Source organism: Rhizobacter sp. OV335 (genome assembly GCF_900142965.1).
In the GTDB taxonomy this organism is placed as follows: Bacteria; Pseudomonadota; Gammaproteobacteria; order Burkholderiales; family Burkholderiaceae_C; genus Rhizobacter.
This window is the reverse complement of the sequence record NZ_FRCQ01000009.1, coordinates 179,205-202,346: the sequence shown is the minus strand read 5'-3', so window position 1 is coordinate 202,346 and position 23,142 is coordinate 179,205. Positions and strand designations below refer to the sequence as shown.

The following is a 23,142-nucleotide window of genomic DNA, read 5'->3' as shown; positions in this document are numbered from 1 at the left end:
TCAACGGAGCCGTCGATGACGCCCACTGCCACTGCCCGTCCCGACCGCATTGTCGTGGTCGATGACGATGCCCGGATCCGCGACCTGCTGCGCCGTTATCTGACCCAGGAAGGCTTCGAAGTCCTGCTGGCGGAAGACGCGAAGGCCCTGAACCGCGTGCTGACGCGCGAGACGGTCGACCTGATCGTGCTGGACCTGATGTTGCCGGGCGAAGACGGGTTGTCGATCTGCCGCCGGCTGCGTGCCGCGAGCGACGTGACGCCGATCATCATGCTGACGGCCAAGGTCGAGGACGTCGACCGCATCGTCGGCCTGGAGGTCGGTGCCGACGACTACCTGCCGAAGCCCTTCAACCCGCGCGAACTGCTGGCCCGCATCCATGCGGTGCTGCGCCGCCGCCCGGCGATGGAAGCCCCGGGCGCCCCGGCCAAGGATGCGCAGACGGTCACCTTCGGCCCGTTCGAATTCGACTTGGCGCTGCGCCGCCTGTCGAAGGACGGCGAGCAGATCGCACTGACGACCGGCGAGTTCTCGATGCTGAAGGCGCTGGTGCGCCACCCGCGCCAGCCGCTGTCGCGCGACAAGCTGGCCCAGCTGGCCCGCGGCCGCGAGTTCGAACCCTTCGACCGCAGCCTCGACGTCCAGATCTCTCGCCTGCGCAAGATGATCGAACCCGACCCTGCCCAGCCGCGCTACATCCAGACGGTGTGGGGTGTCGGCTACGTCTTCGTCCCGGACGGCACGGCCTGAATGACACCCACCCCCGAGGCGCTTCGCGCCTCCCCCTCGAAGGGGGCGCCGCTGATGGACCGGCAGAGCCGGATCCACGGCGTCCGCTGGATCGTGCTCGTGCAGCGCGCACCTCTCTTCGTCGAACACAACCGGTTCGCCCGGGGCGGCTGGGGGTATGCCGGGGGGGCGATTTCTGGGGCGACGGAGAAGATCGGCTTCGGGGGTGGCGCGCGCAGCGCGCTTCGTAGACTGACCCATCGCCACTGTTTGACCACAGCGAGCGAAGCGAGCGGCGGGAGTTTGGCGATGCACCCCCGAAGCCGATCTTCGCAGTGGAGTCGGCGCGCCAGCGCCGACCGCTCCGGCATGAGCCCCCCCGGCATGCCCCCAGCCGCTCCGGGCGCGCAAAGAACAACAACAACACCATGGCCAGAAACGCCGTCGCGCTGAGCCTTTTCTGGCGCACCTTCTTCCTGCTGGCCGTGCTGCTGACCGGCGGCATCTTCGCGTGGGTGCAGACCTTCCGCGCGCTCGAGTTCGAGCCCCGCGCGGTGCAAGCCGCGCAGCAGATCGCGAGCCTCGTGAACCTGTCGCGCGCCGCGCTGCGCTATGCCGACGGCATCAACCGCGTGACGCTGGTCAAGACCATGTCCGACCAGGAGGCCGTGCGCGTGCTGCCGCGCGAGCCCGGCGACAAGTGGGAGGCCTTCGAGGTCGATCGCTTCTCGCGCGCCATCGGCCAGGAGCTGCGCACCCGCCTCGGCCCCGACACCATCGTCGCGACCGCGGTCAACGGCAATGGTGGGCTGTGGGTCGGCTTCTCGATCGAGAAGGATCCGTACTGGCTGCAGGCCGACCCGACCCGCGTGCGCCCGCTGGCCGGCAGCACCTGGCTGCTGTGGGTCAGCATCGCGCTGCTCGCCACGGTGGTCGGTTCGGCCGCGATCGCGCGGCTCATCAACCAGCCGCTGCGCGACCTGTCGTTTGCCGCCAGCCGCATCCGCGACGGCGAATATGAATCGCAGCTCGACGAGAACACGCTGACCAGCGAGATCCGCCAGGTCAACATGGGTTTCAACCGCATGGCCCGCGAGCTGGCCAAGGTCGAGGAAGACCGCGCGGTGATGCTCGCCGGCATCTCGCACGACCTGCGCACTCCGCTCGCACGGCTGCGGCTCGAGGCCGAGATGAGCGTGCACGACGAAGAAGCCAAGCGCAACATGGCGCTCGACATCGACCAGCTCGACGCCATCATCGACAAGTTCATGGACTATGCCCGCCCCGGCGAGACCAAGCTGGTGCCGGTGCACGTGAGCAGCCTGGTCGAGCGCGAGATGCAGGGCTTCCGCGACCCGAGCCAGATCCGCATCGTGTCGCGGGTGGCGATCGACACCAAGGTGATGGCCGACGAGATCGAGCTCGGCCGCGTGTTCCAGAACCTGTTCGAGAATGCCCGCCGCTACGGCCGCTCCGCCGACTCCGGCATCGCCCGCGTGCACGTCAGCTATGCGCGCACCGGCCCGTGGGTGATCCTGAGCGTTCGCGACCACGGCCCCGGCGTCTCGCACGACAAGCTGAAGCAGCTCACCACCCCGTTCTTCCGCGGCGATGCCGCCCGCACCGCCGCCACCGGCGCCGGCCTCGGCCTGGCCATCGTCGAGAAGGCGGTGCAGCGCATGGGCGGCAACTTCGAGCTGTCGAATGCGTCCGACGGCGGCCTCGTCGCCCACGTCAGGCTGAAGCGCGCCCCATGAGGTTCGACGGCCCGATCGCCCGCGCCGGCAGCCGCGGGTGGCGCGCACTGCTGGCCATCGCCATCGTCGTGCTGCTCGGCGCGCTGGTCGCCCGCGATTTCCAGGGCGCGTGGTACGAAGAGGAAGACCGGCACCGCGTCATCGCCAAGCTCGCGATCTACTGGTGCTCGTGGCTGCTGTGGCCGACGCTGCTGCTGCTCGCCCGCGAGACCTGGCGTACTGCCCGGCGCCGCAAGCCGGCGGCGACGGTGGCCGGCCTCGTCGCCCTCGCACTGTGCGCCTGCTTCACCTGGGCCCGCTTCATCGAGCCGAACTGGCTGCAGGTGCGCGAGACCACGCTCGGCACGAGTTGCGGCGTGCGTGTCGCGCTGATCTCGGACCTGCACGTCGGCCTGTTCGTGCGCGAGGCCGAGTTGCAGCGCCTCGTCGACCGCCTGAACACGCTGCAGGTCGACGCGGTGCTGGTGGCCGGCGACTGGACCTTCGAGCCGGGCCACGATCTGCGCAGCACCTTCGCGCCGCTGGCCGGGCTGCGCCACCGCACCTTGTCGGTGCTCGGCAACCACGACGAGCAGCGCCCCGGCCCGCCGCTGGCCGACGAGCTGCAGCAGGCGCTCGCGGCAGCACATGTGGAAGCGATCGACGGCAAGCGCGTACCGCTCGGCCGCTGCGAACTGCAGGGCCTCGGCGACCGCAGCGCCGGCTCGGCCGAGCGCGACCTCGCCACGTCGCGCCGCCAGCCCTGGGGCGTCGACCGCGCGCACCGCGTGGTGCTGACGCACAACCCCGACACGGTGTTCGACCTCGAGCCTGACGAGGCCGCGCTGCTGCTGGCCGGCCACACGCACGGCGGGCAGATCGACATCCCGGTCTTCACGAAGCACCTGCTGGCGCATGCCACCGATGGCGGTTTCCGCCAGGGGCTGTACGAGCTGAAGAACGCCCGCGTCTACGTGACCCCCGGCGTCGGCATCGACAAGCTGCCAATCCGCTTCCGCGTGCCGCCGACGATCGACGTGCTGGCCTTCTGAACCCCGGGTCGCGGGCCATCCGACGGATGCCCGCGCCATGCCCCTGCCCGGCTCGCGGGTGTGCGGGAATGCGACATGGTTTGACACACGGCCGCCGTACAAATTGCGGACGTCACAACCACCAGGGGAAACGCACATGAAGACTCGCATCGCACGTGTCCTCGCGGCGCTGGGCTGCAGCGCCTGCCTGTTCGGCAGCGGCGCGCCGGCGCAGGCCACCGAGTACAGCCTGACCGACCTCGGCCTGCTCGGCAACGGCTTTGGCAGCGTCTACGCCACCGGCATCAATGCCAGCGGCCAGGTCGTCGGCTATGCGTACGACGGCTACATCGGCACGCCACAAACCGACACCTACCAGGCCTTCGTCACCGGCGCCGACGGTCACGGCATGACAGCCATTCCGACGCTCGGCGGCAGCTGGAGCAAGGCGACCGGCATCAACGACAGTGGCTGGGTCGTCGGCACCTCGGCCACCACCACCTCGACGCCGGGCGGCGACAGCCGCGGCTTCGTCTACGAAGGCAACGGCAGTGCACCGCGCAGCCTCGGCACGCTGGCGGGCCCGAGCACCGCGAACGGCATCAGCGCCGATGGCCGCGTCGTCGGCGCGTACACCGCCCACGGCAACACGCAGCGGGCCTACCTGACCGATGCGAACGGCGGCGCGATGCACGACATCGGCACGCTGGGCGGCGCGAACTCCACCGCCTACGGCGTCAACCAGGAAGGCCGCGTGGTCGGCGGTGCCGAGTACCGCACCTACGCCACCCCCGACACGCCACGCCAGCGCGCCTTCATGACCGGCCATGGCGGCGACGTGATGATGCCGATCGCGGTGGCCGGCTACGACATGACGGGCCCCGACACCAACTCGGTGGCCCGCGCGATCAACGAGCAGGGCACGATGGTCGGCAACTCGGCGGCGTTCATCGGCGATGGCGGGCGTGCCTTCATCGCCGGCCGGGATGGCGTCGGCCGGGTGCTGAACCTCTACGACATGGGCTCGTTCGAGATGGCGGGTGCGTGGCGGCTGGAGAGCGACGCCTATGGCCTGAACGCCGTCGGCCAGGTCGCCGGCAGCTACTACTTCACCGTCAACATGGTGAGCCACGCGTTCATCAGCGGCGCCAACGGCCTGGGGCTGGTCGACGTCAACACGCTGAGCTTCACGAACCTCGCGGCCGGCGCGCGTGACTGGCTGTTCTTCAACGCGACCGGCATCAACGATTCGGGCCAGTTCATCACCAACGGCACCAACGGCCACGCCTACCTGGTGACGCCGGTGCCCGAGCCGGCGGCGCTGCTGATGATGGTGTGCGGCCTGTGCTGGCTCGCGTGGCGCCGCCGCACGAGCATCAACGCCTGACGGCAGGGAGCGACCATGGGCAAGACACTCACGCGCTTCTTCGCCGCGCTGTGCGCCACTGCGTGCCTGGCCGGCGCGCCTGCGGTGGCGAGCGCCGCCCCGTACACGCTGTTCGACCTGGGGGCGCTGGGGCCTCCGCCAGGGCCGGGCGAGTGGAACCTGATGCAGGCCACCGGCTTCAACAACAGCGGACAGGTGGTGGGCTTTCAAACCCACCTCACCCAGGCGACGGACGGGTCGTGGAGCGAGACGGGCCAGACCGCCTGGATCAGCGGTGCCAACGGCATCGGCCTGAGCGCCCTTCCGACGCTCGGCGGTTCGTGGAACCGGGCCACCGGCATCAACGACGCGGGCTGGGTGGTCGGCACGTCGTTGACGGCCAGCGGCACCGAGCGTGCCTTCGTGGTCGGCCCGAACGGCACATCGGCACGCGAGCTCGGCACGCTCGGCGGCAGTTCCAGCAGCGCAACCGCCATCAACGCCAGCGGCCAGGTGGTGGGCACCAGCACGACCGCAGCGGGCATTCAACGCGGCTTCATCACCGATGCGCAGGCCGGCAACCTGCATGAACTCGGCAGCCTGTACCAGGGCGGCACCGCGACCAGCATTCCGACCGCCGTCAATGCATCCGGGCAGGTCACCGGCATGAGCAGCGCTTCCAACGGCATGGACGGCACGGGGCGCACCTTCATCACCGGACCCAACGGCGCCGACATGCGCGAGATCCCCGGCCCCTCGCCGGGCGAATTCAGCCGGGGCCTGGACATCAACGACCGCGGACAGGTCGTGGGGCTGGCGGCGCCCGGCTTTCGCGATCCCACCGGATTCATCGCCGAAGCCGATGGCAGCAGCCGCACGCTGCGGGTGCCGCTGCCCCCCGCGGGCGGCGAGTTTCCGGTGTCCGTGGACGTCTGGCCCGGCGGAATCAATGCCGCGGGCCAGGTGGTCGGCCGCTACCACCAGGGCATCTTCGCGGAGGGCTTGTTCGTCACCGGACCCGACGGCAGCGGCGCAACGCTGGTCGACTACGGCCCGTTCTCCCCTGATCCCCCCGGGTCGGCGCTGTACTGGAGCTACGACGCGGCACTGCTGATCAACGATGCCGGGCAGATCCTCGCCAATTCGGGGGACGGCCACGTCTACCTGATCTCGCCGGTGCCCGAACCGGCGACAGCACTGATGCTGCTGGCGGGCCTTGGCCTGCTGGTTGTTCGGCGAAAGCAATGCCAACCAAGGGAGAACCCATGAAGCACACCCTCAAGCAACACCTGGTCCGCCTGCTGGCGGCGCTGGGCACCTCCGGCGCCCTGCTGGCCACCGCCCCGCTCGCGCAGGCCGGCGAGTACCTGCTGACCGACCTCGGCGGCTTCGGCGGGGACTGGATCGGCATGGTCGCCACCGGCCTGAACAACAGCGGCCAGGTGGTCGGCTATGCCTATGCGCGCGGCAACAACGGCTGGTCGTCCGACGACACCTACATGGCCTTCGTGACCGGCGCCAACGGCGTCGGCCTGACCAGCATCCCGACGCTGGGCGGCAGCTGGAACAGGGCGACCGCCATCAACGACCAGGGCTGGGTCGTCGGCACCTCGTCGATCAACGCCGACAACGGCGACGCACCGGACGACACCCGCGCCTTCGTGATGCAAGGCCCCGGCGCCACGCCGCGCAGCCTCGGGTCGGCCGGCAACAGCACGGCGTCGAAGATCAATGCCGGCGGCCAGGTCACCGGCAGCTTCATCAACGCCGACGGGCTGCAGCGCGGATTCGTCACCAAGCCGGGCGCCGGTGCCATCCAGCCGATCGGCACGCTGGGCGGCGCGACCTCGACGGCCAACGGCATCAATGCCGCCGGCACGGTGGCGGTCAATGCAGAGAACCGCGTGCGCGGCGACCCGACGGAGCCGGTGCGCTCGCGCGGTGCGCTGGCCGATGCGAGCAACCAGGCGCTGACCGAGGTGAAGGTTCCCGGCTACGACTACGACAACATCGACACGATCTCGGGCGTTGCGGACATCAACGACCGCGGCCAGGTGCTGAGCGGCGCCGCAAGGTTCTATGGCCCGGACGGCGGTGTCTTCCTCAGCGAAGCAAACGGTGCCGTGAAGAGGATCAACGTGGAGCAGTTGGTCACGTTCCAGGGGCAGGGTCGGGAGGAGTTCTATGCGGGGGGCCGCGCGATCAACAACCTGGGCCAGGTGGCGGGCAGTTACAGCTTCTCGCCCTACCTCTTCTCCCACGCCTTCATCACCGGCCCGAACGGCAGCGACCCGGTCGACGTCAACGACCTGAGGTTCGTCAATGCCGACCCGTCGTTCAACGACCTCTTCCTGTACGCGAGCGAAATCAACGACCGCGGGCAGTTCGTCGTCACGACGCTCGGCAGCCGGGCGTTCCTGGTGACGCCGGTACCGGAGCCGGCCGTCGTGCTGATGATGGTGTGCGGGCTCGCGTGGGTGTGCTGGCGACGCCGGGAGGCTTCTTCGCTCAGGGCTTGATCAGCAGGCAGACGGCGCGCGCCTCGATGGCTTCGAGGCGGCCGACCGGGCCCATCTTTTCGGCCGTCTTGGCCTTCACGTTGACGCGGTCGACGTCGAGGCCCAACGCGCCGGCCACGCGCTGGCGCATCGTCAGGATGTGCGGCGCCATCTTCGGCTGCTGCGCGACGATGGTGCTGTCGACGTTGGCGATCTCCCAGCCGGCCAGGCGCACGCGGCGCGCCGCCTCGGCCAGCAGCGCGAGCGAATCGGCGCCGTGGAACTGCGGGTCGGTGTCGGGGAAATGCTTGCCGATGTCGCCGAGCGCGGCGGCGCCGAACAGCGCATCGGTCATCGCATGGCACAGCGCATCGGCATCGGAATGGCCGAGCAGCCCGTGCGTGTGCGGAATCTCGACGCCGCCCAGCACCAGCTTGCGGTCGGCCACCAGCTGGTGCGTGTCCCAGCCTTCGCCGACGCGCATCTCCGGCGGCTTGTTGCGGTTCGGGTTCATCAGCGCGTCCTCAGCAGTCGTTCGGCCAACGCGAAGTCGTCCGGGTAGGTGATCTTCAGGTTCTCGAGCGCGCCGCGCACCAGCAGCGGCGAGCGGCCCTGCGCCTCGATCGCGCTCGCTTCATCGGTGACCTGGTCACCGGCCTGCGCCAGCGCGTCGCGCAGCCGGCCGACGCGGAACATCTGCGGCGTCTGCGCCTGCCACTTGTGGCGGCGCTCCAGCGTGGCTTCGCTGCGGCCCTGCACCTCGTGCTTCAGCGTGTCGGCCAGCGGCAGCGCGAGCAACCCGCCGACCGCATCGTGCAGGCACACGTCGATCAGCCGGTCGATCCACTCGGGACGCACCAGGCAGCGCGCGGCGTCGTGCACCAGCACCCAGTCGTCGGCATGAGCGCCGCGCGCCAGCAGCTCGGCGAGGCCGTTGGCCACCGTCTGCGCGCGGGTCTCGCCGCCGACCCGCGCGGCCCAGCCGGTGAACGCCGGCGCATGCGATTCGAACGCGGTGTCGGTGGGGTTCAGCACCACCAGCACGTTGGCGAGCCGCGTCACCTGCGCCAGCGCCGCCAGCGTGTGCGAGACCACGCTCGCGCCGGCCAGTGCCGCGTACTGCTTCGGCCCGTTCGCCGCGGCGCGCTCGCCGACACCGGCGCAAGGCACGAGGGCGAACAGTCGGGAGGGAGATGAAGTCGGCATGGGGCGCGAAAAGGTGGCGAATTCTATAATCGGCCCCGCCCTATCGCCCCGCCGTCACACCGCGCGGGGCGATTTGATTTTGTCGCGCGATTGTGTCCATGCACCTTCCCAGCCTGTCTCCCGGAAAACGCTTCACGCTGCCCCGCCCGATCGGCTCGGCCGATGCCCTGCTGCTGGCCCGCTTCGCGCAGGCGCGCACGGCCCAGAAGCAGCTCACCGCGATCGTCAGCGCCGAGCCGGCCGACACGCAGCGGCTCGAAGGCGAGCTCGCGTTCTTCGCGCCCGAGCTGCGCATCGCGGTGTTCCCCGACTGGGAAACCCTCCCCTACGACACCTTCTCGCCGCACCAGGACCTGATCTCCGAGCGGCTGGCCACGCTGTGGCGCATCCAGCGCGGCGAGGTCGACGTGGTGCTGCTGCCGGCCTCGACCGCGCTGGTGCGCCTCGCGCCGCCGAGTTTCCTCGCGGCCTACACCTTCAATTTCAAGCAGAAGGAAAAACTCAACGAGGCGGCATTGAAAGCCCAGCTCACGCTGGCCGGCTACACCCACGTGAGCCAGGTGGTGTCGCCCGGCGAGTACGCGGTGCGCGGCGGGCTGATCGACCTGTTCCCGATGGGCTCGCTGGTGCCCTACCGCGTCGACCTGTTCGGCGACGAGGTCGACAGCATCCGCACCTTCGACCCCGACAGCCAGCGCAGCCTGTTCCCGGTGCCCGAGGTGCGGCTGCTGCCGGGCCGCGAGTTCCCGATGGACGAGGACTCGCGCACCGCATTCCGCGCCCGCTGGCGCGAGAAGATGGACGGCGACCCGACCAAGGTGCGCCTGTACAAGGACATCGGCAGCGGCATCGCGACCGCCGGCATCGAGTACTACCTGCCGCTGTTCTTCGACGGCGTCGCGACCATCTTCGACTACTTCGGCGAACAGGCCGCGATCGCGCTGCACGGCGAGGTCGACGACGCGCTGAAGCGCTTCTGGGTCGACACCCGCGAGCGCCACCGCTTCCTGCAGCACGACAAGGAGCGGCCGATCCTGCCGCCGGAAGACATCTTCCTGCGCACCGAAGACTTCTTCGCGATCGCCAATGCGCACCCGGTGCTGTCGGTGCGCGGCAAGGAAGAGACCGACTGGGCGCGCCCGCTGCCCGACCTGAGCGTCGACCGCGGCGCGCCCGAGCCGCTGAAGAAGCTGCAGCTGCACGTCGGCACCACGGCCCACCGCGTGCTGATCGTCGCCGAGAGCGAGGGCCGGCGCGAGAGCCTGCTCGAACTGCTGCGCGACAGCCGGATCGAGCCGCCGTCGGTCGCGAGCCTCACCGAGTTCGAGCAGGGCGACGAGCGCTTCGCGATCGCGGTCGCGCCGCTGGCCGAGGGCTTCTTCTGGCACGACACCGAGCTCGGCCGCGCGATCCAGTTCATCACCGAGACCGAGCTGTTCGCGACCTCGCCGACCGGCCGGCGCAAGCGCAAGCAGGAGCAGGTCAGCGACGTCAACGCGCTGATCAAGGACCTGTCGGAGCTGAAGGTCGGCGACCCGGTGGTGCACGTGAACCACGGCATCGGCCGCTACGTGGGGCTGATGAGCATCGACCTGGGCGAGGGCCCGAGCGAGTTCCTGCACCTCGAATACGCCGACAAGGCCACGCTGTACGTGCCGGTCGCGCAGCTGCACCTGATCAGCCGCTACACCGGCGTCAGCGCCGAAGAGGCGCCGCTGCACCGCCTGGGCTCCGGCCAGTGGGACAAGGCCAAGCGCCGCGCAGCCGAGCAGGTGCGCGACACTGCTGCCGAGCTGCTGAACCTGTACGCCCGCCGCGCCGCGCGCGAGGGCTTCGCGTTCCGCTTCTCGCCGCACGACTACGAGGCCTTTGCCGCGAGCTTCGGCTTCGAGGAGACGCCCGACCAGAAGGCGGCGATCCACGCGGTGATCCAGGACATGGTGAGCCCGAAGCCGATGGACCGGCTGGTGTGCGGCGACGTCGGCTTCGGCAAGACCGAGGTGGCGCTGCGCGCGGCCTTCGTCGCCGTCACCGGCGGCAAGCAGGTGGCGATCCTCGCGCCGACCACGCTGCTGGCCGAGCAGCATTTCCAGAACATCTCGGACCGCTTCGGCAAGTGGCCGGTGAAGGTGGCCGAGCTGTCGCGCTTCCGTTCGCCGAAGGAGGTGAAGGCGGCACTCGAGGGCATCGAGGACGGCACCGTCGACATCGTGATCGGCACGCACAAGCTGATCAGCCAGAGCGTCAAGTTCAAGCGCCTCGGGCTGCTGGTGATCGACGAGGAGCACCGCTTCGGCGTGCGCCACAAGGAGGCGATCAAGGCGATGCGCGCCGAGGTCGACGTGCTGACGCTGACGGCCACGCCGATCCCGCGGACCCTGGGCATGGCGCTCGAAGGCCTGCGCGACCTGAGCGTGATCGCGACCGCGCCGCAGCGGCGCCTGGCGATCAAGACCTTCGTGCGCAACGAGAGCAGCGGCACCATCCGCGAGGCGATCCTGCGCGAGCTGAAGCGCGGCGGGCAGGTGTACTTCCTGCACAACGAGGTCGACACCATCGAGAACCGGCGCGAGAAGCTGCAGGAGCTGCTGCCCGAGGCACGCATCGCGGTCGCGCACGGCCAGATGCCGGAGCGGCAGCTGGAGCACGTGATGCGCGATTTCGTCGCGCAGCGCCACAACGTGCTGCTGTGCTCCACCATCATCGAGACCGGCATCGACGTGCCGAGCGCGAACACCATCGTGATCAGCCGCGCCGACAAGTTCGGCCTGGCGCAGCTGCACCAGCTGCGCGGGCGCGTCGGGCGTTCGCACCACCAGGCCTATGCCTACCTGCTGGTGCCCGAGGTCGACGGGCTGACCAAGCAGGCCGCGATGCGGCTGGAGGCGATCCAGAACATGGAGGAGCTCGGCTCCGGCTTCTACCTCGCGATGCACGACCTGGAGATCCGCGGCGCCGGCGAGGTGCTGGGCGACAACCAGAGCGGCAACATGATGGAGGTCGGCTTCCAGCTCTACAACGAGATGCTGAGCGAAGCCGTGCGCTCGCTGAAGGCCGGCCGCGAGCCCGACCTGCTGTCGCCGCTGTCGGCCACCACCGAGATCAACCTGCACGCCCCTGCCCTGCTGCCCGATGCCTATTGCGGCGACGTGCACACCCGCCTCAGCCTGTACAAGCGCCTGGCCACGGCCGAGAAGCCCGAGCAGATCGACACCATGCTCGAGGAGATCACCGACCGCTTCGGCAAGCTGCCGCCGCAGGGCCAGACGCTGTTCGACGTGCACCGGCTGCGCGTGCTGGCCAAGCCGTATGGCGTGATGAAGATCGATGCCGCGCCGTCGCTGATGGTGATCAGCTTCCGGCCCAACCCGCCGGTGGATTCGATGCGCATCATCGAGCTGGTGCAGAAGAACCGCCACATCAAGCTGGCCGGCAACGACAAGCTGCGCATCGAGCGCCAGACGCCCGAGCCGAAGGACCGCGCGCAGTTGATCCGCGACGTGCTGCGCTCGCTCGGTACCCCGAAGCAAACTGCCTGAATCCATGACTTCTGAATTCGCTCCCGGCCTCGTCATCCAGCGCTTCACGCCGCCGCTGCGGCTCGCGGACTTCAAGCTGATCGCGTTCGACATGGATTCGACGCTGATCAACATCGAATGCGTCGACGAGATCGCCGACGCGGCTGGCCGCAAGGCCGAGGTCGCGGCGATCACCGAAGCGGCGATGCGCGGCGAGATCGCCGACTACAAGGACAGCCTGCGCCGGCGCGTCGCGCTGCTGAAGGGCGTGCCGGTCAGCGCGATGCAGCAGGTGCTCGACCAGCGGTTGCAGCTGAACCCTGGTGCCGCGTCGCTGGTGCAGGCCTGCCAGGCGGTGGGGATGAAGACGCTGCTGGTCTCGGGCGGCTTCACCTTCTTCACCGACCACGTGCGCGACCGGCTGAAGATCGACTTCACGCGCTCGAACGTGCTGGAGGTCGCCGATGGTGCGCTGACCGGCCGCATGGTCGACCAGCCGTGGGGCGACATCTGCGATGGCGACGAGAAGAAGCGGATGCTGCTGGCGACCTGCGCGCAACTGGGCATCCCGCCGAGCCAGGCCATCGCGATGGGCGACGGCGCGAACGACCTGCCGATGATGAGCGTCGCCGGGCTGTCGGTGGCGTACCACGCGAAGCCGGCGGTGCGGGCGCAGGCGATGGTGGCGATCAATGCGGGCGGATTGGACCGGTTGCTGGAACTGGTGCAAGTGGTGCAATAGCGGCCTCTTCCAGGAGCGCCACGCATGTTCGATCGCAACACGCCCTTCAACGATCTGCCGCCGCTGCCTCCGGCGACAGCGCTGGAAACGACGGCCGTGCTGCGCAAGGCCATCACCGCGAGCCGGGCGCTCGCCGAGCTGAAAGGCATGGCCGAGCGCATGCCCGATCAGGCGATGCTCCTCGACAGCCTGATCCTGCAGGAAGCGCGAGCCTCGTCCGAGATCGAGAACATCCTGACGACGAACGACGAGCTGTTCAAGGCGGCATCGGATGAGTCCTTGCCTGCCAGCCCCGAGGCCAAGGAGGTGCTGCGCTACCGCCAGGCGTTGAACCACGGCTTCCGGCAGATCGGCACGCGGCCGCTGGCGACCGGCCTGTTCATCGAGATCGCACAGCTCATCAAGCAGGCGGACTTCAGCGTCCGCCGCACGCCCGGAACGCGCATCGCGAACGGCCGCGGCCAGACGATCTACACCCCGCCGGAAGGCGATGGCGTCATCCGCGACAAGCTGCGAGAGCTCGAGAACTTCATGCACGCCGAAGACGGGCTCGACGCGCTGGTGAAGATGGCCTTGATGCACTATCAGTTCGAAGCCATCCACCCGTTTCCCGACGGCAACGGGCGCACCGGCCGCATCCTGAACATCCTCTACCTCGTCGACTGCGGGCTGCTCACTCAGCCAGTGCTCTACCTGTCTCGCCACATCATCGATCACAAGGCGGCCTACTACGAAGGCTTGCGCCGCGTGACGGAAGAAGGTGCCTGGATCGAGTGGGTGCTGTACATGCTCGATGCGGTCGAGCAGACCTCGCTCCGAACCCGGCAACAGATCATCGACATCCTCGCGTTGATGGAGTCCGTGCGGGAGCGCGTTCAACGCGAAGCGCCCGGCGTCTACAGCAAGGACCTGATCGAGCAGGTCTTTCGCCAGCCGTATTGCAAGATCCAGTTCCTGGAGCGTGCCGGCCTTGGCACCCGGCAGACCTGCGCCAAATACCTGCGCGAACTGGAGCGGCTTGGCGTGCTGAGCGGTCAGAAGATCGGCCGCGAGGTTTACTTCATCAACGAACCACTGTTCGGGCTGCTGACCCGGTGATGGCACGTCAACGTGTTAAATTAATTGAGTTTTTTTAACACGTTTCAGGAACATGTTCGCCGCAGCGACATGTTCTACGGCGCCGGCATCACGACGATCCCGTCCGCATCCGCATAAAGCCACTCGCCCGGCCGCACCCACACGCCCTGCACCTGCACCGGCACGTCGCGCTGCCCTTCGTTGCGCTTCTCGGTCGGCAGCGGCATCAGCGCCAGCGCGCGGATGCCGACATCGCAGGCCGCCAGTTCCGCCACGTCGCGCACGCAGCCATCGACCACCAGCCCGGCCCAGCCGTTGCGCGCCGCAGCAGCCGCGAGGTTGCCGCCAACCAGCGCGCGCCGCAGCGAGCCGCCGCCATCGACCACCAGCACGCGGCCCTGCCCCGGCGAATCGACGGCCGCCTTCACCAGCGAGTTGTCCTCGAAGCACTTCACCGTGCTGACCGGCCCGCTGAACTTCGGCCGGCCGCCGAAGTCGCGGAACACCGGCGGCAGCACGCGAAACGCGCCGTCGGTGTCGTTCTTGTGCGCATCGCACAGGTCGCAGGTGGCGAAATCGTTCGCGTGGTCGGTGCTCATGCGGTCACTTTCTTGATCGGCGGCTTCACATCTTCGCGGCGCGGCGGCAGCATCGTCTGGTGCTCGCGCGGGGTGTTCAGGATGATCGCGGTCGAGGTTTCGGTCAGCAAGCAGAACTTCGTGACGACGGCGTCGAGGTGGGGCACGTCGATCACCGCGATCTCGAGCAGCCAGCTGTCCTCGCCGGTCACGTTGTAGGCGCTGACCACCTCCGGGCTCTGCTGCACCAGCTTCACGACCCGCGCGTACTCGGCGCGGCCCACGCGCACCATCGCGCGGATGCCATAGCCGAGCTTGCCGAGGTTGACCGTCGCGCGGTAGCCGGTGATCACGCCGGCCGCCTCGAGCTTGCGCACCCGCTCGGTCACCGCCGGCTGGCTCAGGTGCACGCGGCGGCCCAGCTCGGCCATCGTCAGCCGCGCATCGGCCTGCAGTTCGGCCAGGATGCGCGTGTCATGGGCGTCGATTTCAGCATTCAAGGCAAACCCTCCGAAAGTCCATCAAACATAGCATGCGTTGCATCGATCGACCTTGTGTTTCGCCTTCCAATGCGCCGCACGCCTTCGTACGATGTCGACCTGATTTCTGCATCGAGTTCCCACATGTCCGCTTCATCACCCACCGCCGCCGTGCAACCCGATCGCGGCCCGCAGGCGCTGATCCTGCTGTGCCTGGCCGCCACCTGGCTGGTCTGGGGTTCCACCTACCTCGCGATCAAGTTCGCGCTGGTCAGCTTCCCGCCCTTCCTGCAGATGGGCTCGCGCTTCCTGTTCGCCGGCGTGCTGCTGATGGCCTGGATGCGCTGGCGCGGCGCACCGTGGCCGAACCGCGTGCAATGGCGCAATGCGCTGGTCGTCGGCGCGCTGATGCTGGGCGGCGGCATGGGCTGCACCGCCTACTCGGAGCAGACGGTGGGCTCGGGCCTGGTGGTCGCGTTCATCGCGGTGGTGCCGCTGATGATCGCGGGCCTGAACCTGCTGTGGCGCGTGGTGCCGAGCCGCATCGAACTGCTCGGCATCGCGGTCGGCCTGGCCGGCGTGCTGATGCTGACGCAGGGCGCCGGCTTCCAGGCCTCGCCGGTCGGGCTGGCCGCGATCGCGACGGCCTGCGTCACTTGGTCGATCGGCAGCGTGTTGAGCCAGCGCAGCCTGCCCCTCGCGCCCGGCGCGACCGGCTTCGCCAGCGAGATGATCTGCGGCGGCGTGGTGCTGTTGCTGCTGGCGGCCGTCACCGGCGAGCAGATGCAGTGGCCGCCCGAGCCGAAGGCGGTCGGCGCCTGGTTCTACCTGGTGGTGTTCGGCTCGCTGATCGCGTTCAACGCCTACATGGTGCTGCTGTCGAAGGCCAGCGCCGGGCTCGCGTCGAGCTACACCTTCGTGAACCCGGTGATCGCGATGCTGCTGGGCGTCGCGGTGGCCGGCGAGACCGTCACGCACTACGAGTGGACGGCCGCGGGCGTGGTGCTCGCGGGGGTGGTGTTGCTGCTCTGGAAGAAGAGCCGCTAGCCGATCGGCTTCTCCATGATCACCAGGTGAATGCCGCGATATTGCGGTGGCAATCGGTCGCTCGTCGAGGTGATGCGCTCCCCCACCCGCCTGAAGCCGAACCTGGCGTAGTGGCGGATCAGTCCGGTGCTCTGTGCCCAGGTGTCCAGTCGCAGCACGCCAAGGCCCAGGCGATGCACCTCGCGTTCGCACCAGTCCAGCATGGGCGCGAACAGCTGCCGGCCCTTCCACGCCTGCCCGACGATGATGCGGTTGATGTAGCGGGCCGATTCCGGCGCCAGCCCCTGCCACATCTCGCTGTCCATCAGCGATGGCGGACAGAAGCTGAAGATGCCCGCCACCTGGCCGTCCAGCACCAGCGCGTACTGGCAGCGCTCGGCGATGTCCTTCTCGACGACGGCAAGGTCCAGGTCTTGCCAGGACGGGTGCCCGCCTTCGCGTTGGAACCTGATCGCCTCGTGATAGAGCGCCTCGATGGTGGGAATGTCGTCGACACTCGCGGGTCGGATGTGCATGAGCTGCGGCAGGAAGCTGGAAAGCTGCCACTGTGACGAGGCGTGCCGCCGACGTCTTGTACCGTTGTAAATCGCAAAGGGCCATCGAGATGCAGGCAGACGCGCCGGCAGCTTCAGACTGGGTGCAGTACCGGCCGGCCGGCGCCGCGGGCGTGACGCTGATGCGAGCGCATTTCACCGATCACGCGTTCGAACGGCACAGCCATCCGGAGTACGGCATCGGCCTGACCGGCAGCGGCGTGCAGACCTTCAACTGCCGGGGCACGACCCAGACCAGCGTGCCCGGCGACGTCATCCTGCTGAACCCCGACCAGGCCCACGATGGCCTCCCTGGCCAGGCAGGCGGCTATGGCTATTGCATGCTGTACGTGGAGGCGGACGTGCTGCCCGGCGTCTTGCAGCGCGCCGCCGGGATCCAGGGCAGCCGTCACTTCCGCGAACCGGTCGTCCACGCCCCCCAGGCGGCCGCAACGCTGCACCGAGCGATCCTCGCGACCGGCCAGCCGCAGGAATCGATGCGAGGCGAAGTGCTGCTGATGGAGGCTTTCGTGCAACTCCTGCTGCAGCATGGCGAATCGCCCAGAACCGCGCCGCCGCCGGTGCACGCAGGGCTGAAGCGGCTCCAGCGCGTCAGGGACCACATCCGGGCGAACGCCGATCGAGACCTGTCGATCGGTGAACTCGCGGCCGCGGCTGGCGTGTCGCGGGTCTACCTGAGCCGCGCCTTCGCCCAGCACTTCGGCGTGCCGCCGCACCTCTACCTGAACGCGGTCCGGCTCGCGAAGGCCCGCAAGCTGCTGTTGCAAGGCCGGGCATTGGCGGAGGTGGCCGCAGCCGTGGGCTTTGCCGACCAGAGCCACTTCACCCGGCGGTTCAAGGGCGCGACCGGGTTGTCGCCCGGCGCGTGGCTGAAGCAGATGCGGCCGGCTTAGGGTTTCGGATCAGCGCCGCCACAGCGTGAAGCGCTTCAACTCGCGCGTGCTGACGGCGTTCAGCAGCTGCGCCTGATCGAGCGGCCCGAGGTTCTGCGCCATCGCATCGAGCAACTTGGTCGGCACCGCCTGCGCGTTCGAGACGGCCAGCGCATCGACGTCGCTGTCGGGCTGCGTCATCAGCACGAAGAACAGGTCCTCGCCGAGCGGGCCGTCTTCGGTGGTCAGCACGTCGACCTGCCGGATGTCGGACCAGGCCAGGCGCCGGGTCGACGGCTCTTGCGGATCGTCGGGCAGGCCGCTGCGGTGCACCAGGCCCCACGGACTCACGTCCAGCGTGTCGTAGCCCGGCATCGCGACCTGCCGGCGTTGCGAGCGCAGCAACGGCGGCAGCAGGCTCAAGGCCAGCAGCAGCGCCCCCGGCCACCAACGCGCTTGGCCGGCCCAAGCCACCGCCAGCCACACCAGCGACACCGCGAGGCAGGCCCGCCACACCCAGCGCTCTGCCGGCGTCGGTGCCGGCGTGGGATTGACGGGAAGCACTTTGTTCATCGTCGGCAATATATCGTTGGTATGACACCGCGGGTATGACATTGTCTTGAACAAGTCATCTGACAGACGCTTTCACCCTCTGCGCCGCTCGGGCTTGTCATGACGGGCCGAGGCGCTTCTGCGCCGCCTCGCGGATCGCCTGCAGGCTGCTGCGGCTGGTGCTGACGTTCGCATCGAGCTTCAGGTGCAGCAGCGTCGGGCGGCCGCTGGCCAGCGCGGCGGCGAACGCCGGCTCGAAGCCCGCGGTGTCCGAGACACGCGCCGCGCGCCAGCCGAAGGCCTCGGCCAGCGCCGCGAAATCCGGGTTGAACAGGTCGCTGCCGCTGACCCGCCCGGGGTACTCGCGCTCCTGGTGCATGCGGATCGTCCCGTAGGTGCCGTTGTCGACGACGACGCTGATCAGCCGCGTCGCGCCGTAGCCGGTGGCGGTCGCGAGCTCCTGGCCCGTCATCAGGAAATCGCCATCGCCGGCGATGTTGACCACGGTGCGCTCGGGGTACAGCAGCGCCGCGGCCACCGCGGCCGGCACGCCGTAGCCCATCGCACCGGCGGTCGGCGCGAGCTGCGTGCGGCCGGCGTGCTGCAGGCCGTGGTAGCGGCAGAAGCGGTGCAGCCAGCCGCTGTAGTTGCCGGCGCCGTTGGTGTAGACGGTGTCGGCCGGTGCCAGGCGCTGGATGGTCTTGATGACCTCGGCCATGTCGAGCGGCTGCACCGCGGCGGCGCCGTGGTTGGCTTCGTAGTCGGCATGCGCCGCGGCGGTCCACTCGCCCCAGGCCGGTTGGGTCGGCGCGGCCAGCGCTTCGAGCGCCTTCGCGGCAGCGGCCATCGACGACTGCAGCAGCAGGTCGGCCGCATAGACGCGGCCAAGCTCCTCCGGCCCGGCGTGGATGTGCACCAGCTTCTGCAGCGGCCGCGGCGCCTTCAGCAGCGTGTAGCCGCCGGTCGTCATCTCGCCGAGCCGCGCGCCGATCGCGATCACCAGGTCGGCCTCGGCGACGCGCCGCGCGAGCGCCGGATTGATGCCGATGCCGACATCGCCGGCGTAGTTGGCGTGCCGGTTGTCGAACAGGTCCTGGAAGCGGAACGCGCAGCCGACCGGCAGGTTCCAGTTCTCGGCGAAGCGCTGCAGCGCGGCGCAGGCGGCCGCGTCCCAGCCGCTGCCACCGGCGATCACGAACGGCCGCTCGGCGGCCATCAGCAGCGCGCGCAGGTCGCGCAGGCCGCCCGGTGCCGGCCAGGCGTGGGCCGGCTCGGCGCGCGGCAGCACCGGCGCGTCGGTGGCCTGGGTCAGCATGTCTTCCGGCAGCACCAGCACGACCGGCCCGGGCCGCCCCTGCAGCGCGGTGTGGAAGGCGCGCGAGATGTATTCGGGCAGCCGCGCCGGGTCGTGCACCTCGCCGACCCACTTCGCGAAGCCGAGCGTGCCGGGGCCGAACACCTGCCGGTAGTCGAGTTCCTGGAAGGCCTCGCGGTCGCGCTGGTCGCTGGCCACCTGGCCGATGAACAGCACCATCGGCGTGCTGTCCTGGAAGGCGGTGTGCAGCCCGATGCTGGCGTTGGTGGCGCCCGGGCCGCGCGTCACGAAGCACACGCCCGGGCGGCCGGTCAGCTTGCCCTGGGCCTCGGCCATGAAGGCGGCACCGCCCTCCTGCCGACAGGCGATGAAGCGGATGCTGTCGCGGTGTTCATGGAAGCCGTCGAGCACGGCGAGGTAGCTCTCGCCGGGCACGCCGAAGACGGTATCGATGCCTTGGGCGATCAGGGCTTCGACCAGCACGTGGCCGGCCAGGCGTGGTGTGCTCGGGGGGCGTGGCGAATGGGACGAGGAGTCGGTCATGTCGGCGCGGCACTGCCAGCTGGAATGAGGCGCCCAGTGTGCCTTGTGCGCGGGCCGGTTCGACGCCGCCACCGCGTGAATCGCAGCGCAGCGCTGACGATTCGCGGCAACCAGGAACAGGAACTGTCCGCGGGCGACGCAATCGGAGTCTGCGGGTTGGCGTATGGTGCGCATGCGCCGCGCCGATGGGTCGCGCGAACGCAGCGCCCGCGCGGGCTGGCGGGCCGCAGGGACGGCCCTCGCGACAGGTGCCGGCGTGGTCCGCAACTTGCCCCTTCTCGCGCATGAACAAGACATCCCTGCTGGCCGCCCTCTTCGCGACCGCTGCCCTGGCCGCCTGCAGCGGCGGTGGCGGCGACAGCGCCGCACCCTCGCCCGCCGGTGCTGCACCGGCTCCGGCCCCCGCGCCTGCGCCCGCCCCGAGTCCCGCCCCGGCGCCGAGTCCTGCACCCTCCCCGAGCCCGGCCCCTGCACCGAGCCCCGCACCCAGCCCGGCCCCGGCGCCGAGCCCCGCTCCGGCGCCCGCACCGTCCGCCAACACCTGGCCGGACCTCGGCAACACCCAGGCCCCCGCCCACACCGCGTCGCCGACGAGCAACAACGGCACGCCGACGCTCGGCGGCACGCTGACCTTCACGAACATCGGCGCCAAGGGCTACTGGGGCCGCCGCACCGAGGCCCAGGCCGGCAGCGCGAGCTGCAACGTGCAGTCGGAAGTCCTCAAGTTCCCGTGGGGCGATGAATCCTGCTGCCGCACGAAGCACGAGGTCAGCAGCGACAAGATCAGCCCGTTCAACGAAGAGCTCGGGCTGGTGCTCGACGGCCCGCTGCGCATCAAGCAGCTGGTCGTCTACCAGCCGCTGGACGCCAACGACGGCAACTGGGCGATCCGCTCGTTCTGGGACCGCCGCACGCCCGACAAGCCGTACAACTTCCACTTCTCCGGACCGAAAGGTTCGAAGGTGCTGCCCAGCGAGCTCGGCAACAGCTGCACCGTCTTCGCTTCACAGGAGAAGCCGTTCAAGTGCGGCCCCGGCAGCGACCCGTATTGCCCGGGCTCCGACCTCGACTTCGTCGGCTGGAAGGGCTCCAAGCTCGTCGTGATGCTGGCCGGCATGCCCTACGCCGACGACGCGTCGATGAAGCCGCTGAGCTGCGTCACCGACGGCAAGGACGAGAAGGCGGAGGATTCGCCGTGGCTCGCGGTCGCCCCGTCGGAGCTGTACCGCGACGGCTGGTCGGGCTACAGCCCCTGCCACTGCTTCAGCAACACCCCCGGCAACGCCGGGCTCGGCGACGGTTGCGGCCAGATCAACATCCTCGAGGTGGTCTCCGAATCGCAGGGCACGCAGTACGGCAACCGCGACATCATCAGCACCGGCATCCGCTCGTACCAGGTGGGCTCGCTGGGCGGCTCGACCTGCGGCGTCAAGGGCTGCACGATGGACCACTTCGCGGCCGATGCCGACCTGCTCGACGCCAACAGCCTGACGGTGATGAAGCAGGGGGTCGTGATCGACGCCAACAACCGCGGCAGCGCCGGCCCGGTGTGGCGCCGCCCGGTGGACGACCGCTACTACCTGGTGCTGCTCGACGAGCAATCGCGCGCGGTGCAGGTGGCGATGGTCCACCCGGGCGCCATCCCGGCGTCGCTGAAGGCCATCGTACCGGCCTTGCCGAACACGATCACCCGCGGGGCGATCGACAGCCTGATGGGGCTGCGCCTGCCGAAGTAGGGTTCGACCGGATGCCCATAATTCACCATGCGTTGAATTATGGGCGCCATGTCGCCGCCCGCGTCCACCGCCGCCTCCGCCGCAGCCCACGCCGCCCCCGACGTCGTCGAGCTGCGCACCCGTGACGCCGAGCGCACGCAGCAGGAGATCCTGCGCGCCGCGATGCACGAGTTCGCCGAGCGCGGCCTGGGCGGCGCCCGCATCGACGGCATCGCCGAGCGCGCCGGCGTCAACAAGCGGCTGATCTACTACTACTTCGGCGGCAAGGACGAGCTGTTCCTCGCGGTGCTCGAGCAGACCTATGCCGACATCCGCAACGCCGAGCGCGAGCTGCACCTCGAACGCCTGAGCCCGCCCGACGCGGTGCGCCGGCTGGTGTCGTTCACCTGGGAGCACTACCTCGCGCACCCGGAATTCCTGACGCTGCTCAACAGCGAGAACCTGCACCGCGCCCGCCACCTGAAGGCGTCCGGCCGCATCCTCGAGATGAACTCGCCGCTGGTGCAGACGCTCGGCGAGGTGCTCGAGCGCGGCCGCCGCGACGGCGTGTTCCGCGGCGGCGTCGACGCGGTGCAGCTCTACATCTCGATCGCGGGCCTCGCGTACTTCTACCTGTCGAACAACCACACGCTGTCGACCATCTTCGGGCGCGACCTGATGGCGCCCAAGGCCTTGTCGGAGCGCCTCTCGCACATCACCGAGGTGGTGATGGGCTATGTGCTGCGGGACTGACACCGCACCGACGTAATTCACCAAACGGTGAAGAAGGACCGCACGATGAAACGCTGGCTCCTGTCTCCCGCGCTGCGCCCGGCCTGGCTGCTGGTGCTGCTGCTGGTGCTGTGGGACCTGGCGGTGCGGGTGTTCCGCATACCGCCCTACCTGATCCCGACGCCGTGGTCGGTGGCCCACCAGTTGGTGGCCGAGGGGCCGATGCTGCTGCGCGAGACGCTGCCGACGCTGTACGCCACGCTGGCCGGCTTCGCGCTGTCGGCGCTGTTCGGCGTGCCGATCGCGATGTGGATCGCGTCGTCGCGCCTGGTCGAGAGCTTCGTGTACCCGCTGCTGGTGTTCTCGCAGTCGATCCCGAAGGTCGCGATCGCGCCGCTCTTCGTCGTGTGGTTCGGCTTCGGCATCGTGCCCAAGGTGATCGCGGCCTTCCTGCTCGGCTTCTTTCCGGTGGTGGTGGCCACGGTGCAGGGCTTCAAGTCGGTCGAGGCCGACGTGATCGACCTGGCCCGCTCGATGGGCGCGAGCCCGTGGAAGGTGTTCATCAAGTTCCGGCTGCCGACCGCGCTGCCGTCGATCTTCAGCGGCCTGAAGGTCTCGGTCACGCTGGCGGTGGTGGGCGCGGTGGTCGGCGAGTTCGTCGGCTCGAACTCCGGCATCGGCTACGTGCTGCAAAAGGCCACCGGCAGCTTCGACCTGCCGCTGATGTTCGCCGCGCTGGTGCTGCTGTCGCTGGTCGGCGTGCTGCTGTTCCTCGCGATCGAAGGGGTCGAACGCTGGCTGATGCCGTGGCATGCGTCGCAGCGTGGCGGGCAGCAGCCGATGCATTGAGCA

21 protein-coding genes are annotated in these 23,142 nt (G+C 69.3%); 14 read left to right on the top strand and 7 right to left on the bottom strand.

Annotated features, from left to right (window positions below; all coding sequences use genetic code 11):
• The first annotated feature begins 15 nt into the window (after nt 1–15).
• From ompR to BUE42_RS12270, 6 genes are all read left to right on the top strand, one after another.
• Entirely contained in the window at nt 16–750 is a 735-nt protein-coding gene (gene ompR, locus BUE42_RS12295; RefSeq protein ID WP_073465378.1) for an osmolarity response regulator transcription factor OmpR, read from the top strand.
• A 407-nt stretch (nt 751–1,157) separates the two neighbouring features.
• Entirely contained in the window at nt 1,158–2,486 is a 1,329-nt protein-coding gene (locus BUE42_RS12290; RefSeq protein WP_073465377.1) for an ATP-binding protein, read from the top strand.
• Nucleotides 2,483–3,517 carry a metallophosphoesterase gene (locus tag BUE42_RS12285; protein ID WP_073465376.1) on the top strand — a complete coding sequence of 345 codons (1,035 nt, stop codon included), beginning with the start codon at nt 2,483–2,485 and terminating at the stop codon, nt 3,515–3,517. Before BUE42_RS12290 ends, BUE42_RS12285 begins: the two co-directional genes overlap by 4 nt.
• Nucleotides 3,518–3,653: 136 nt before the next feature.
• On the top strand, nt 3,654–4,883 hold the full coding sequence (locus tag BUE42_RS12280; protein ID WP_073465375.1) for an HAF repeat-containing protein: 1,230 nt from the start codon (nt 3,654–3,656) through the stop codon (nt 4,881–4,883).
• Between the two features lie 15 nt (nt 4,884–4,898).
• Complete coding sequence (locus tag BUE42_RS12275) at nt 4,899–6,131, top strand: HAF repeat/PEP-CTERM domain-containing protein (RefSeq protein WP_073465374.1); 1,233 nt, start codon at nt 4,899–4,901, stop codon at nt 6,129–6,131.
• A complete protein-coding gene (locus tag BUE42_RS12270) occupies nt 6,128–7,381 on the top strand; it encodes a hypothetical protein (RefSeq protein ID WP_073465373.1) in 1,254 nt (417 codons plus the stop codon). Before BUE42_RS12275 ends, BUE42_RS12270 begins: the two co-directional genes overlap by 4 nt.
• On the opposite strand, the gene ispF is transcribed toward BUE42_RS12270, so the two are convergent.
• Both ispF and ispD read right to left on the bottom strand, forming a co-directional pair.
• Nucleotides 7,371–7,874 (bottom strand): 2-C-methyl-D-erythritol 2,4-cyclodiphosphate synthase, encoded by a 504-nt coding sequence (gene ispF, locus BUE42_RS12265; protein ID WP_235002289.1) that lies wholly within the window; start codon nt 7,872–7,874, stop codon nt 7,371–7,373. The two genes, BUE42_RS12270 and ispF, sit on opposite strands and share 11 nt — an antisense overlap.
• A complete protein-coding gene (gene ispD, locus BUE42_RS12260) occupies nt 7,874–8,566 on the bottom strand; it encodes a 2-C-methyl-D-erythritol 4-phosphate cytidylyltransferase (RefSeq protein ID WP_073465372.1) in 693 nt (230 codons plus the stop codon). The genes ispF and ispD overlap by 1 nt, the downstream gene beginning before the upstream one ends.
• Before the next feature lie 98 nt (nt 8,567–8,664).
• Between ispD and mfd the strand changes: the two genes are divergently transcribed.
• Genes mfd through BUE42_RS12245 form a run of 3 tightly spaced genes read left to right on the top strand, consistent with a single transcriptional unit; the run spans nt 8,665 to nt 13,924 of the window.
• Nucleotides 8,665–12,105, top strand: coding sequence for a transcription-repair coupling factor (mfd, locus tag BUE42_RS12255; RefSeq protein ID WP_073465371.1), 3,441 nt, complete (start codon nt 8,665–8,667; stop codon nt 12,103–12,105).
• A 4-nt stretch (nt 12,106–12,109) separates the two neighbouring features.
• The gene (gene serB, locus BUE42_RS12250) at nt 12,110–12,826 is read left to right on the top strand and encodes a phosphoserine phosphatase SerB (protein WP_073465370.1); all 717 of its coding nucleotides are present in this window, start codon (nt 12,110–12,112) and stop codon (nt 12,824–12,826) included.
• 24 nt (nt 12,827–12,850) lie between these two features.
• Entirely contained in the window at nt 12,851–13,924 is a 1,074-nt protein-coding gene (locus BUE42_RS12245; protein WP_073465369.1) for a Fic family protein, read from the top strand.
• A gap of 74 nt (nt 13,925–13,998) precedes the next feature.
• On the opposite strand, the gene rraA is transcribed toward BUE42_RS12245, so the two are convergent.
• Both rraA and BUE42_RS12235 read right to left on the bottom strand, forming a co-directional pair.
• Nucleotides 13,999–14,502: a ribonuclease E activity regulator RraA gene (gene rraA, locus BUE42_RS12240; RefSeq protein ID WP_073465368.1), complete on the bottom strand. Its 504-nt coding sequence runs from the start codon at nt 14,500–14,502 to the stop codon at nt 13,999–14,001.
• On the bottom strand, nt 14,499–14,981 hold the full coding sequence (locus BUE42_RS12235) for an Lrp/AsnC family transcriptional regulator (RefSeq protein ID WP_073465367.1): 483 nt from the start codon (nt 14,979–14,981) through the stop codon (nt 14,499–14,501). Before BUE42_RS12235 ends, rraA begins: the two co-directional genes overlap by 4 nt.
• Nucleotides 14,982–15,104: 123 nt before the next feature.
• Here BUE42_RS12235 and yedA point away from each other — a divergent pair, with 123 nt between their 5' ends.
• Nucleotides 15,105–16,007, top strand: a complete 903-nt coding sequence (gene yedA / locus BUE42_RS12230; protein WP_073465411.1) for a drug/metabolite exporter YedA — start codon at nt 15,105–15,107, stop codon at nt 16,005–16,007.
• On the opposite strand, the gene BUE42_RS12225 is transcribed toward yedA, so the two are convergent.
• Complete coding sequence (locus BUE42_RS12225) at nt 16,004–16,522, bottom strand: GNAT family N-acetyltransferase (protein ID WP_073465366.1); 519 nt, start codon at nt 16,520–16,522, stop codon at nt 16,004–16,006. The two genes, yedA and BUE42_RS12225, sit on opposite strands and share 4 nt — an antisense overlap.
• Before the next feature lie 89 nt (nt 16,523–16,611).
• Here BUE42_RS12225 and BUE42_RS12220 point away from each other — a divergent pair, with 89 nt between their 5' ends.
• Entirely contained in the window at nt 16,612–17,454 is an 843-nt protein-coding gene (locus tag BUE42_RS12220) for an AraC family transcriptional regulator (RefSeq protein ID WP_073465365.1), read from the top strand.
• Nucleotides 17,455–17,463: 9 nt separating this feature from the next.
• On the opposite strand, the gene BUE42_RS12215 is transcribed toward BUE42_RS12220, so the two are convergent.
• Together BUE42_RS12215 and BUE42_RS12210 are read right to left on the bottom strand one after the other, a co-directional pair.
• Entirely contained in the window at nt 17,464–18,006 is a 543-nt protein-coding gene (locus tag BUE42_RS12215; protein ID WP_073465364.1) for a hypothetical protein, read from the bottom strand.
• Between the two features lie 97 nt (nt 18,007–18,103).
• Nucleotides 18,104–19,843 carry a thiamine pyrophosphate-binding protein gene (locus BUE42_RS12210; RefSeq protein ID WP_073465363.1) on the bottom strand — a complete coding sequence of 580 codons (1,740 nt, stop codon included), beginning with the start codon at nt 19,841–19,843 and terminating at the stop codon, nt 18,104–18,106.
• 284 nt (nt 19,844–20,127) lie between these two features.
• On the opposite strand from BUE42_RS12210, the gene BUE42_RS12200 reads away from it, so the two are divergent.
• Genes BUE42_RS12200 through BUE42_RS12190 form a run of 3 tightly spaced genes read left to right on the top strand, consistent with a single transcriptional unit; the run spans nt 20,128 to nt 23,139 of the window.
• The gene (locus BUE42_RS12200; protein ID WP_200798949.1) at nt 20,128–21,579 is read left to right on the top strand and encodes a DUF2403 domain-containing lipoprotein; all 1,452 of its coding nucleotides are present in this window, start codon (nt 20,128–20,130) and stop codon (nt 21,577–21,579) included.
• Between the two features lie 48 nt (nt 21,580–21,627).
• Entirely contained in the window at nt 21,628–22,311 is a 684-nt protein-coding gene (locus BUE42_RS12195; RefSeq protein ID WP_073465409.1) for a TetR/AcrR family transcriptional regulator, read from the top strand.
• A 45-nt stretch (nt 22,312–22,356) separates the two neighbouring features.
• Nucleotides 22,357–23,139 (top strand): ABC transporter permease, encoded by a 783-nt coding sequence (locus BUE42_RS12190; protein WP_073465408.1) that lies wholly within the window; start codon nt 22,357–22,359, stop codon nt 23,137–23,139.
• Nucleotides 23,140–23,142: the final 3 nt, after the last annotated feature.

Bases quoted from the DNA above. Each gene is read 5' to 3' on its own strand.
- BUE42_RS12190 (WP_073465408.1), top strand. From the start codon at position 22,357: ATGAAACGCTGGCTCCTGTCTCCCGCGCTGCGCCCGGCCTGGCTGCTG.
- BUE42_RS12195 (WP_073465409.1), top strand. From the start codon at position 21,628: ATGTCGCCGCCCGCGTCCACCGCCGCCTCCGCCGCAGCCCACGCCGCC.
- serB (WP_073465370.1), top strand. From the start codon at position 12,110: ATGACTTCTGAATTCGCTCCCGGCCTCGTCATCCAGCGCTTCACGCCG.
- ispD (WP_073465372.1), bottom strand. From the start codon at position 8,566: ATGCCGACTTCATCTCCCTCCCGACTGTTCGCCCTCGTGCCTTGCGCC.
- BUE42_RS12215 (WP_073465364.1), bottom strand. From the start codon at position 18,006: ATGAACAAAGTGCTTCCCGTCAATCCCACGCCGGCACCGACGCCGGCA.
- rraA (WP_073465368.1), bottom strand. From the start codon at position 14,502: ATGAGCACCGACCACGCGAACGATTTCGCCACCTGCGACCTGTGCGAT.
- BUE42_RS12285 (WP_073465376.1), top strand. From the start codon at position 2,483: ATGAGGTTCGACGGCCCGATCGCCCGCGCCGGCAGCCGCGGGTGGCGC.
- yedA (WP_073465411.1), top strand. From the start codon at position 15,105: ATGTCCGCTTCATCACCCACCGCCGCCGTGCAACCCGATCGCGGCCCG.
- BUE42_RS12290 (WP_073465377.1), top strand. From the start codon at position 1,158: ATGGCCAGAAACGCCGTCGCGCTGAGCCTTTTCTGGCGCACCTTCTTC.
- BUE42_RS12220 (WP_073465365.1), top strand. From the start codon at position 16,612: ATGCAGGCAGACGCGCCGGCAGCTTCAGACTGGGTGCAGTACCGGCCG.
- ompR (WP_073465378.1), top strand. From the start codon at position 16: ATGACGCCCACTGCCACTGCCCGTCCCGACCGCATTGTCGTGGTCGAT.
- ispF (WP_235002289.1), bottom strand. From the start codon at position 7,874: ATGAACCCGAACCGCAACAAGCCGCCGGAGATGCGCGTCGGCGAAGGC.
- BUE42_RS12275 (WP_073465374.1), top strand. From the start codon at position 4,899: ATGGGCAAGACACTCACGCGCTTCTTCGCCGCGCTGTGCGCCACTGCG.
- BUE42_RS12225 (WP_073465366.1), bottom strand. From the start codon at position 16,522: ATGCACATCCGACCCGCGAGTGTCGACGACATTCCCACCATCGAGGCG.
- mfd (WP_073465371.1), top strand. From the start codon at position 8,665: ATGCACCTTCCCAGCCTGTCTCCCGGAAAACGCTTCACGCTGCCCCGC.
- BUE42_RS12210 (WP_073465363.1), bottom strand. From the start codon at position 19,843: ATGACCGACTCCTCGTCCCATTCGCCACGCCCCCCGAGCACACCACGC.
- BUE42_RS12280 (WP_073465375.1), top strand. From the start codon at position 3,654: ATGAAGACTCGCATCGCACGTGTCCTCGCGGCGCTGGGCTGCAGCGCC.
- BUE42_RS12245 (WP_073465369.1), top strand. From the start codon at position 12,851: ATGTTCGATCGCAACACGCCCTTCAACGATCTGCCGCCGCTGCCTCCG.
- BUE42_RS12200 (WP_200798949.1), top strand. From the start codon at position 20,128: ATGAACAAGACATCCCTGCTGGCCGCCCTCTTCGCGACCGCTGCCCTG.
- BUE42_RS12270 (WP_073465373.1), top strand. From the start codon at position 6,128: ATGAAGCACACCCTCAAGCAACACCTGGTCCGCCTGCTGGCGGCGCTG.